Here is a 10,904-nt window from a genome sequence, read left to right as displayed (position 1 = left end):
AATAGAAAGACCTTTTTTACTATATTTGTCACAAAACAAAGTGTGATGAATATTATTAAACGTATCCTTCAGGATAAAATATCAGAACGAATAGAACCCAATAAAGCGGTTCTGCTTTTTGGTGCACGACGCGTTGGAAAGACGGTTCTCATACGTGAGTTGATAAAAGAGTTTAAAGGTCAGTCCATGTTACTTAACGGAGAGGATTACGATACGATTGCCCTATTAAATGAACGAAGTATTTCCAACTACAGGCATTTATTAGAAGGGATAGATTTGCTAGCTATTGATGAAGCACAAAACATCCCGGAAATCGGTTCCAAACTTAAATTAATAGTGGACGAAGTGGAAGGCATCAAAGTCATTGCAAGCGGTTCTTCCTCTTTCGACCTACTCAACAAAGCCGGTGAGCCTTTGGTAGGCAGATCTACCCAATTCCATCTGACTCCATTCTCACAAAAAGAGATTTCACAAATAGAAAATGCTTTGGAAACAAGACAGCACTTAGAATCTAGACTTATCTATGGTTCTTATCCTGAAGTAGTGATGCTAGAAAGCTTCGAGCGGAAAACTGATTATCTACGAGATATTGTAGGAGCTTATCTATTGAAAGACATTTTAGCAATCGACGGTTTGAAAAATTCCAGTAAGATGAAGGAACTACTGCGTCTAATTGCATTCCAAATGGGCAGTGAAGTATCTTATGACGAATTAGGTAAGCAATTGGGAATGAGCAAAAATACAGTTGAAAAATATCTTGACTTATTATCCAAAGTATTCGTGGTGTATCGTTTGGGAGCCTATTCACGCAATCTCCGTAAAGAGGTAGTGAAAGCCGGAAAATGGTACTTTTACGATAACGGTATTCGCAATGCAATCATCGGAAATTTCACCCCTCTATCTGTACGCCAAGATGTGGGCGCACTATGGGAAAACTATTTAATCAGCGAACGAATGAAGCAATCTTATAATCGTAACCGAGCCAAAGAATTCTATTTCTGGCGAACATACGACAATCAAGAAATTGATCTAATAGAAGAATCACCCGAAGGTTTATCCGCTTTTGAATTCAAGTGGGGAGACAAAAAAACGAATGTCCCTACCAGTTTCGCAACAGCTTATCCGGAAGCGTCTTTCAAAGTAATAAACAAAGAGAACTATCAGGAATTTGTGTTATAACCGCCGTTCAATCGGATTTGTAATCCTGAGACTGTAAGGAAACCGAAAAAAATACTATTTTTCCATTTACAGGAAGTTAAGAGTTTGTCAACAAGAAGTTGGGAGTTTGTTGACAAACTCTTAACTTCTTGTCGACTGGGAATTAATATTTTGTAAGCTTTTGATAATCTGAGAGTAAGCTTCCTTACGCAAAAAAGATATTCGTATACATATATTACTTGCGTTCTACGCACCTCTTAAATAACCCGTTGACGGAATTCGTTTCAGAACGGCTCCATGCCATCTTCGTATACTCTCCGTGTCATCTCCATACTATCTCCGTATCATCTCCGTAACTACTCCGTAGCCTATTCGGTCAGTGATACCTCTATTATATACGGAGTAAGTACGGAGCAGACACAGAGCAGATACGAAACAAATCTGTGCACAGTTCGGATAGAAGTCATGTAACTCAAGTTTCTTTATTCAGATATTTATCGTACTTTTGTAGCCTGTAAACCAGCTATTACGTTTAAGAAGGAATACAACTATGCGCTATAAACTTTCGGCACCAGCCACTTTGCATACCACTATCCAGCTCCCGGCTTCCAAAAGTATCAGTAACCGGGCTTTGATATTACACGCTTTAGCCCAAGGGCATATCGCGCCAAGCAATTTGAGCGATTGCGATGACACCCGTGTCATGATAAAAGCACTGGACGGGAATCCCGGACATATCGACATTCTTGCCGCCGGAACCGCCATGCGTTTTCTCACGGCTTACCTCAGTGTAACACCGGGTACACGCATCATTACCGGTACCGAACGGATGCAACAACGCCCCATACGTATTCTGGTGGATGCCTTACGTGAACTGGGTGCACAGATAGAGTATGCCGGAAAAGAAGGCTTTCCACCTTTACGCATCACAGGTACAGAATTAACAGGCGAAGAAATCAGCCTTGCCGGAAATGTCAGTTCACAATATATATCTGCTTTACTGATGATCGGCCCCATCCTGAAAAACGGATTGAGGTTGAATCTTACAGGAGAAATCATTTCCCGCCCTTACATTAATCTAACACTGCAACTAATGAAAGAATTCGGTGCAGACGCTGCCTGGAGTTCTGAAAGTAGTATCACCGTCCGTCCGGGAAAGTACAGAGACATACCTTTCACAGTAGAAAGTGACTGGAGCGGTGCTTCTTACTGGTATCAGATGGTTGCCTTAATTCAGGATAATGAAAAAAAAGAATCTACAAAAACGGAAATAAAATTACCCGGACTTCTCCCACACAGCTATCAGGGCGACAGCCGGGGAGCTGAAATATTTGCCAAACTCGGTGTACACACCACATATACCGACCAAGGAGTGGTACTGACTAAGATGGGAACTCCCGTTACCTGTTTAAAGGAAGATTTAGTGGATATACCCGACTTGGCACAAACTTTCGTTGTGACTTGTTGTTTAATGAACATACCTTTCCGATTTACCGGATTGCAGAGCTTGAAGATAAAGGAAACCGACCGCATTCAGGCGCTTATTACAGAATTGAATAAACTGGGATATGTGGTAAAATCGGAACAGGACAGTATATTAATCTGGAACGGTGAACGCTGCGAACCGGCCTCCCATCCCGTTATTGCGACTTATGAAGACCACCGGATGGCAATGGCATTTGCACCCGCCATCCTTCGGACGCCATCCATACGGATTGCCGATCCGCAAGTGGTGTCCAAGTCTTATCCGGGATACTGGGAAGATTTGAAACAAGTAGGATTTGGGATTGAAATAGAGGAATAAGCTATGTGGATATTAATTATAAGTCTTATTGCACTTGTCTGTATCGCCCTTTTGGCAGGATACATCCGTAACCAACGCTTGCAAAAGAAAATAGAGCGCGGAGAACTGGATGCCATGCCTGAAGTGAAAGAGGCCGACGCAGAATGCTGCGGACAGCACGAAATATGCGAACGGGACAGTCTGTTAGCTGCTGTCAGCAAAAAGATAGAGTACTACGATGATGAAGAACTGGACAAGTACATCGGCATTGCCCCCGAAGATTACACTCCTGAACAGGAAGATGAATTCAGGGACGTATTCTATACGATGCAGGACATCGACGTTGCCGGATGGGTACGCAGTTTGCAACTACGTGGAATAGCTCTGCCAAACAATATCAAAGATGAAATATTCCTGATTATAGGAGAGAGGAGATTTTAAAGTGGATCTACTGCAATACACCTTCTTTCAACATGCCCTCATCGGCAGTTTGCTGGCAAGCATTGTTTGCGGACTTATCGGTACGTATATCGTAACGAGGCGACTGGTGTTCATTAGTGGCGGACTGACACATGCTTCTTTCGGAGGAATTGGTCTGGGATTATATACAGGAATCTCTCCTATTCTGGCAGCCGGAGTGTTTGCGGTACTGTCGGCTTTTGGCGTGGAATGGCTTAGCAAACGCAATGATATGCGTGAGGACTCAGCTATCGCGGTATTCTGGACGCTGGGGATGGCATTGGGTATCATGTTCACTTTCCTTTCACCCGGGTTTGCACCTGATTTGTCCGCTTATCTGTTCGGTAATATACTGACGATTACATTCGGAGACATCGCCTTGCTGGCAGGACTTGCAGTGATATTGGCTATTTTCTTTATCCTATACCTGCGTCCGATTATTTACGTTGCTTTCGACCGGGAATTTGCACGTTCACAAGGTATTCCCGTACAAATATTCGAATATGTACTGATGATGTTCATTGCACTGACCATTGTGGCATGTCTGCGCATGGTAGGCATTGTGCTGGTTATTTCCCTGCTCACCATCCCACAAATGACTGCGAATTTGTTTACGCATCGTTTCCACCGCATTATCTGGCTATCCATCGGCATCGGTTATCTCAGTTGCCTGGGCGGATTAATGATATCCTACTATCTCAACGTTCCTTCCGGCGCAGCTATCATCTTCTTTTCCATCATTATATACGCAGTATGTAAGCTGGGAAAGAGTTTTTATTTATCTTTACGGCAGAAAACGCAGAACCCGTAAAAACTTACTGGCATAGTTGAAACGCAAAGCAATCCTCCTCACTGGCATCTTAGTCACTTTGATGCTCGTTGCCGGATGTTCTACCCGAAAGAATACAGCCGGCACACGCTTCTATCATGCCCTAACCACCCGTTACAACGTCTACTTCAACGGAAACGAAGCTTATAAAGCCGGATTGCAGGCACAGCAACAAGGGAATAAGGATAACTACATGGAAATGCTCCCCCTCTATCCCATCGGCAATAAAGAAACTACAGGTATCGGTACTTCCGACTATGAGCGAGCCATTGAAAAAGCGCAAAAAGCTATTCGTCAGCATTCTATCAAGCGACGCCCCATACGTAAACCAGGACGGGCATACACGGACGAATACAAAAAATGGCTGGCACGTCGGGAGTTCAATCCTTTCATACACCGTGCATGGCTGCTATTGGGAAAAGCACAATATCAGAAAGGAGATTTCCCGGAAGCTGCCTCAACCTTTTCTTATATCGTGCGCCTCTATGACGGACAGACGAATATCACTTCCGAAGCTCTGATCTGGCTATCCCGCTGCTACTCAGCACTGGGTTGGCAATACGATGCTGAAGATGCTCTGAACCGGGTAAATAACGATAGTCTGCCACTATCACTGGCAGTCCCTTATGCTTCGGCAACAGGAAACTACCTGTTGGGCAGTCAGCGATACAAAGAAGCCATCCCTCATCTTGAAAAGACAGCCAAAAACGAGAAGAACAAACAGCAAAAAGCGCGATGCTATTATCTCCTGGGACAGACTTACCAGCTATTGCAACAACCGGAACAAGCTTATCAATCATACAGCAAAGTAATTCGTCTCAACCCTCCGTACGAACTGGCATTGAGTGCCCGTATCCGCCAGACGGAAGTGATGCCCACCGCCAATAGCCGTAAGATAACAGGGAAGCTACTGCGGCTGAGCAAAGACGAGAAAAACGAAGAGTATCTGGATCAGATTTACTATGCATTGGGTAATGTTTACCTGGCCGGGAAAGACACGGCGCAGGCTCTTTCCGCATATCACAAAGGAATAGAAAAGAGCACCCGTAATGGTGTGGAGAAAGGAATTCTTCAACTGACATTAGGAAACTTGTACTGGCAGCAGGCACGCTATGCTGAAGCGCAGAAAGCATATGCAGAGGCAATAGGATTGATAGATAAGACACACCGGGAATATGCCGACATTACCACCCGTTCGGAAATATTGGACGAACTGGTACCTCATACCAATACCATACAGTTGCAGGATAGTTTGCAGCACCTTGCCGGGATGCCGGAGGCGGAACGAATGGCCGTCATAGAAAACATCATTGCACAGGTCATCGCCCGGGAGGAAGCAGAACGCAAGGCGGCCGAAGAAGCAGAGCGGGAAACAAACCGCCTGCAGATGCGGGAAGAAGCGGAAAGTCAGTTACCTACAACTTCGATTATCAGCAAACCAGGGCAAGGGAATACCACTACTCCACAAACCACCCAGCCGGCAATAGGTGGAAAGCAGGATTGGTATTTCTATAATCCGCAATTAGTGGAGCAGGGAAAAGCAGAGTTCCAACGTTTGTGGGGACGTAGAAAACTGGAAGACAACTGGCGGAGGAAAAACAAAACTGTGGTTGCACTGGACGATTTTGAAGAAATAGATTACAGTGAATCGGAAGATATTGCCCCCAAAGACAGCATCCCGAACAGTCAGGAAAATGAAGCAACAGAAAGCTCTGTCTCCCCAGAAAAAGATCCTAAAAAGGGAACTACCGACAGCATCGCCAATGATACGCATCGTCCGGAATACTATCTGGCACAGATCCCATTGACAGAAGAGGCCATGCAGGCATCCAACGCATTGCTATCGGAAGCTTTATACGGTGCTGGAATGGTTTTCAAGGATCGTATGCACGATTTCCAACGGGCAGAAGCCATGTTCGAAAGGCTCATACGGCAGTTCCCGGACTTCGCGCAAGCTGATGAAGCCTATTATCAGTTATTCCTGACGGAATTGGCTATAGAATATTATGAGAAAAAAGGCAGTTCCGCTGAAAAATATAAAGCCGAACTTATCGCCCGATTCCCCGAAAGTCGTTATGCCAAGACACTGGCTGACCCGGATTTCGCAGAGAATGCCGTACATGGTAAACAACGTGAAGATTCACTCTATGTCCGTGCTTATGAGCATTTCCAGATGGGCGACACAGCCACCGTGCGGGCTGCCGAACATCTTTCTTCCGAAATATATCCATTAGGGCAACATCGCCCGAAGTTTATGTTCCTCGAAGCCGTCACCCGACTGCAGGGAGGAGAAACAGAAAGGTTCCTCGCCACTCTGAAAGAACTTGTACAGCAATATCCGCAGAACGAAATCACCGATCTGGCCGCCCATATACTGAAAGGCGTACAGGAAGGACGTCTGCTGGCCCGTGACAGCCATACATTCGGTTCTATCTGGCAACGACGGAGTGCCGAACTGGCCGAGGCAGGCAACTTGTTGGGCGACAGTTCGAGCAGTACCGCTATTCTCCCACCGGACAGTGCTTTCAGCACAGAGCGCAATGTACCGTTCCTCTTTATCCTTGCTTATGAAGAAGGAAAAGTAAACGAGAATATGCTTCTGTTTGAAGTGGCACGCTATAATTTCTCCACTTTCCTGGTTAAGAACTTCGACCTTGCATTTGCTCACGAACGGGGTATCGGTATGTTGCAAATTCGTCCGTTCAACAATTACGATGAAACACAGCAGTATTTCCGTCGACTTTATGCAAATCCCGAAATGGCGGCACGGCTCAGTGGTATGCGTGCCATACTCATCTCGGAGGCCAACTATGCGCAATTAATCAAACAATATAGTTTCGATGATTATGATGCCTTCTACCGTACACACTTCTCTTCCATACCGGAACCGGAACTAAAAGGCTATACACTGGATGAACCTCTGCTGAACCTGCCGACAGAGGAAGAAGAACGACAGAGAGAAGAAAATCTGCCTACGGAAGAGGACGACCCGGAAAATGGTGTTATCTTTGGGGACTGAAATAGCTAACAGATATGAAGAGAGATAGATTACTTTGGGTGGACGATGAAATCAGTTTGTTGCGACCGCACATCCTGTTTCTGGAAGGCAAAGGCTACGAAGTAGATACCGTAACCAACGGACAGGATGCACTCGACCGCTGCCGCGCTACAACCTACGACCTAATCTTTCTGGACGAAAACATGCCCGGACTGAGTGGTCTGCAAACTCTGGCATTAATAAAAGAAATCTGCCCCACCGTCCCTGTTATCATGATCACCAAGAGTGAAGAAGAGAACATCATGGACATGGCTATCGGACAAAAGATTGCGGATTACCTGATCAAACCCGTCAATCCTAACCAAATATTGTTGTCGCTAAAGAAGAATCTGCATCGTCGGGATATAGTCAGCGAAGCTGCACAAACCGCTTATCAACAAAATTTCGGTAAGATAGGCATGCAAATCAATGACTCACTGACGGCAACCGACTGGATGGAATTATATCGCCGCCTGGTATACTGGGAACTGGAATTGGAAGCTACAGACAGCCCTATGAGCGAGATGCTTGCCATGCAGAAAGCAGAAGCTAATTCTGCCTTTGCCAAATTCATAAAGAAGAACTATGCCAACTGGGTATCGGACGAAAAAGGGGCAACTAACACACGCAAACCCTCTTCGGAAAACACCGACCGCCCTCTGATGAGCCCGGACCTTTTCAAACGTATCCTTTTCCCTCTGCTGGACAAAGGTGAAAAGATTTTCTTTATTGTACTTGATAATTTCCGGTACGACCAATGGCGCGTTCTTGCCAATGAATTATCCGGTTTATTCAACATTGAAGAGCAACTCTATTTCAGCATTCTGCCCACTGCCACACAATACGCCCGCAATGCCATCTTTTCCGGGCTGATGCCTGACCAGATAGCTAAGCTTTTTCCCGAATTATGGATAGATGAGGACGAAGAGGAAAACAAAAATTTGAATGAAGCTCCACTGATACGTACCATTATAGAACGCTATCGCCGCAATGATACTTTCTCTTACCATAAAATAAACGATGCTTCCAGTGCAGAACGTCTGCTGGCACAACTACCCGCCTTAGCGCAGAATGACCTCAATGTTGCCGTATTCAATTTTATCGACATGTTGAGTCACAGCCGAACGGAAAGCAAAATGATACGTGAACTCGCCTCTACCGAGGCAGCCTACCGTAGTATCACCCTTTCCTGGTTTCGCCATTCACCGCTGAGCGACTTGCTGAAAGCACTTGCCAGCCGTCAGTATCGGGTTATCATCACCACCGATCACGGCAGCATTCGCGTAGATAACCCGGTAAAGGTGCAAAGCAACAGTAAAGAAATTAATGCCAACCTGCGCTATAAACTGTCACGCAACATGGCATACAATCCCAAACAGGTGTTTGAAATCACCCGCCCTTCTGAGATACACCTCCCCTCACCCAACGTGAGTACACGCTATATCTTCGCCACAGGTCGGGATTTCTTTGCCTATCCCAATAATTACAACCATTACGTCAGCTACTACACCGATACCTTCCAACATGGAGGCATTTCGATGGAAGAGATGATTATCCCACTTATCACACTAAGTGGACGAAACTGAAAGTAAAATCATAATTAAATATAGTATGGAAATTAAAATTCAATCTCTGGAGCACATCCATGAAGCCGCCCGCGAGTTTATCGCTGCTATGGGGGACAATACTGTTTTCGCTCTCTATGGAAAAATGGGAGCCGGTAAAACTACTTTCATCAAGGCACTTTGCCAGGAGTTGGGCGTTGAAGACGTCGTTACATCACCCACCTTTGCCGTTATCAATGAATATCGTTCGGACATAGCAGGAGAATTGATCTACCATTTCGACTTCTATCGGATCAAGAAGCTGGAAGAAGTATATGATATGGGATACGAAGATTACTTCTACAGTGGTGCACTCTGTTTCATTGAATGGCCGGAACTAGTGGAAGAACTGTTGCCTGGCAACACAATTAAAGTGACTATTGAGGAACTGGAAGACGGTTCGCGCAAGTTGACAATGGAAAATCTGGATTAATATCTTATGAGCCAATACATCGTACAAGGTATATTCGTAGTGGCCGGCATCATCTCATTACTGGCGGCTGTGTTTGACTGGGAGTGGTTTTTCACTGCCCGCAACACACAGTTCGCCGTAAAGAGTGTAGGAAGAAAACGTGCCCGGTTATTCTATGGCGTACTGGGAATCATTCTTATCGGGATGTCTGTATTCTTCTTCCTGAATACACCGGAGGTTTAACCCTCCTACTGCCATCCCCCACCGAGTGCCTTATATAACCGCACCAGTGTTATCTGCTTATCCCGTATCGCATTGCTCAATCCGATCTGTGCATCGAAATATCCACGTTGTGCATCCAGCACGTCCAGATATCCGATTACGCCATTAATATACTGTAACTGAGCCAACTCCACATTTGTTTGTGCAGCTTGTTCCAGTTGCAGGCGTGACTCATAGATATCTTTTATTTTATTGAAATCTACAATCGCATTCCGCGCATCCTTGAAAGCCGTCAGCACTGATTTCTCGTAAGAGTAAACCTCCTGTTCGTACGCTGCTTTCTTGGCCTTCAGCATCGCCCGGTTCTTACCCATCGCAAATAACGGCGTCAACAGGGAACCACTCAGGAAATGATAAGGTGATTTCAGGAAATCCGAGAATTCAGCACTCTCCAAACCATAATGTGCTGTCAGAGCCAAACGGGGAAACATATTGGTATACGCAAGGCCTACTGTCGCATTTGCCGCAATCAATTTCTGTTCCGCCTGACGTACATCCGGACGGCGTTCCAGCAATGTGGAAGGAAGTCCTACAGGAAGATTTTCCGGCAATTTAACCTCTTCGGGTAGCACCGAGCGTTCTATCTTCCGTGGATATTCACCTGCCAGGAAAGCAATGTCATTTTCTTTAATGGAAATCTTTCGCTCCAGATCCGGTACCAATGTTGCAGTACGTGCAAATTCCACCTGCGCCTGCTGATAAGAGGTTTCGGAAGTGAGTCCACCTTCAAAACGAAGCTTTGCCAACCGCACACCTTCTTTACGGGCATTCAGTGTCTGACGGACAATGGCCAGTTCATTATCCAAAGCTACCAGTTCAAAGTATGCCTGGGCCACTTCTGCCACCAAGCTCATTTTCAGTGCCCGTTGCGCCTCTATCGAACCTAAGAAATCCGCCATACTCTTATCTTTCGCCCAACGTAAGTTTCCCCAAAGATCCACTTCCCATGAAACGATTGCCTTAGCTTCATAGCTCCGGTCTGAATCATAATTGTCTCCGCCATAATTTTCCGCTTCCTTGTCCGCATACAGCTTTCCACTGACTTGCGGGAAAAGATTAGCAAAATCGATGCGCTTCATTGCTGCCAGTTCCTTCACCCGTGCGGCAGCTATCTTCATATCCTTATTATATTCGAGCGTCCGCTCTATGAGCGCTTGCAGCGTAGTATCGGTGTAGAGTTCCCACCATTGCCGGTCAGCAAGAGAGAGCGTATCCTGTTCCGTTGAGTCAAGCTGTTGCGGCAGATTCAGTTCCGGACGTACATAATGTTTACCCAACTGGCAGGAACTGAACAATAACACCAACGCCATCATGTAATATATTGTATATTTTCTTTTCAT

Annotated in this window: 9 protein-coding genes; 8 read left to right on the top strand and 1 reads right to left on the bottom strand. The window is 45.5% G+C overall.

Translation table 11 applies throughout. From position 1 onward, the window contains the following. Nucleotides 1–45 precede the first annotated feature (45 nt). The 8 genes from BACCELL_RS13005 (at nt 46) to BACCELL_RS12970 (ending at nt 9,525) form a co-directional block, all read left to right on the top strand. Nucleotides 46–1,179 carry an ATP-binding protein gene (locus BACCELL_RS13005; RefSeq protein WP_007219614.1) on the top strand — a complete coding sequence of 378 codons (1,134 nt, stop codon included), beginning with the start codon at nt 46–48 and terminating at the stop codon, nt 1,177–1,179. A 529-nt stretch (nt 1,180–1,708) separates the two neighbouring features. Next, complete coding sequence (locus tag BACCELL_RS13000; protein ID WP_007212278.1) at nt 1,709–2,962, top strand: 3-phosphoshikimate 1-carboxyvinyltransferase; 1,254 nt, start codon at nt 1,709–1,711, stop codon at nt 2,960–2,962. 3 nt (nt 2,963–2,965) lie between these two features. Further along, a complete protein-coding gene (locus BACCELL_RS12995) occupies nt 2,966–3,382 on the top strand; it encodes a hypothetical protein (RefSeq protein WP_007212277.1) in 417 nt (138 codons plus the stop codon). 1 nt (nt 3,383) lies between these two features. Further along, nucleotides 3,384–4,211 (top strand): metal ABC transporter permease, encoded by an 828-nt coding sequence (locus BACCELL_RS12990; protein ID WP_007212276.1) that lies wholly within the window; start codon nt 3,384–3,386, stop codon nt 4,209–4,211. A 16-nt stretch (nt 4,212–4,227) separates the two neighbouring features. Beyond that, nucleotides 4,228–7,248, top strand: a complete 3,021-nt coding sequence (porW, locus tag BACCELL_RS12985; protein ID WP_157133912.1) for a type IX secretion system periplasmic lipoprotein PorW/SprE — start codon at nt 4,228–4,230, stop codon at nt 7,246–7,248. 14 nt (nt 7,249–7,262) lie between these two features. Beyond that, nucleotides 7,263–8,852 carry a T9SS response regulator signal transducer PorX gene (gene porX, locus BACCELL_RS12980; protein WP_007212274.1) on the top strand — a complete coding sequence of 530 codons (1,590 nt, stop codon included), beginning with the start codon at nt 7,263–7,265 and terminating at the stop codon, nt 8,850–8,852. A gap of 25 nt (nt 8,853–8,877) precedes the next feature. Next, nucleotides 8,878–9,303: a tRNA (adenosine(37)-N6)-threonylcarbamoyltransferase complex ATPase subunit type 1 TsaE gene (gene tsaE, locus BACCELL_RS12975; RefSeq protein WP_007219619.1), complete on the top strand. Its 426-nt coding sequence runs from the start codon at nt 8,878–8,880 to the stop codon at nt 9,301–9,303. 6 nt (nt 9,304–9,309) lie between these two features. Further along, nucleotides 9,310–9,525 carry an immunity 17 family protein gene (locus tag BACCELL_RS12970; RefSeq protein WP_007212272.1) on the top strand — a complete coding sequence of 72 codons (216 nt, stop codon included), beginning with the start codon at nt 9,310–9,312 and terminating at the stop codon, nt 9,523–9,525. Nucleotides 9,526–9,530: 5 nt separating this feature from the next. Here the strand turns inward: BACCELL_RS12970 and BACCELL_RS12965 are convergent, their stop codons facing one another. Continuing rightward, on the bottom strand, nt 9,531–10,904 hold the full coding sequence (locus tag BACCELL_RS12965; RefSeq protein ID WP_007212271.1) for an efflux transporter outer membrane subunit: 1,374 nt from the start codon (nt 10,902–10,904) through the stop codon (nt 9,531–9,533).

This window comes from Bacteroides cellulosilyticus DSM 14838 (genome assembly GCF_000158035.1).
Lineage (GTDB): Bacteria > Bacteroidota > Bacteroidia > Bacteroidales > Bacteroidaceae > Bacteroides > Bacteroides cellulosilyticus.
Note: the sequence above shows the minus strand (reverse complement) of the source record. Positions and strands in the feature narration are given on the sequence as shown.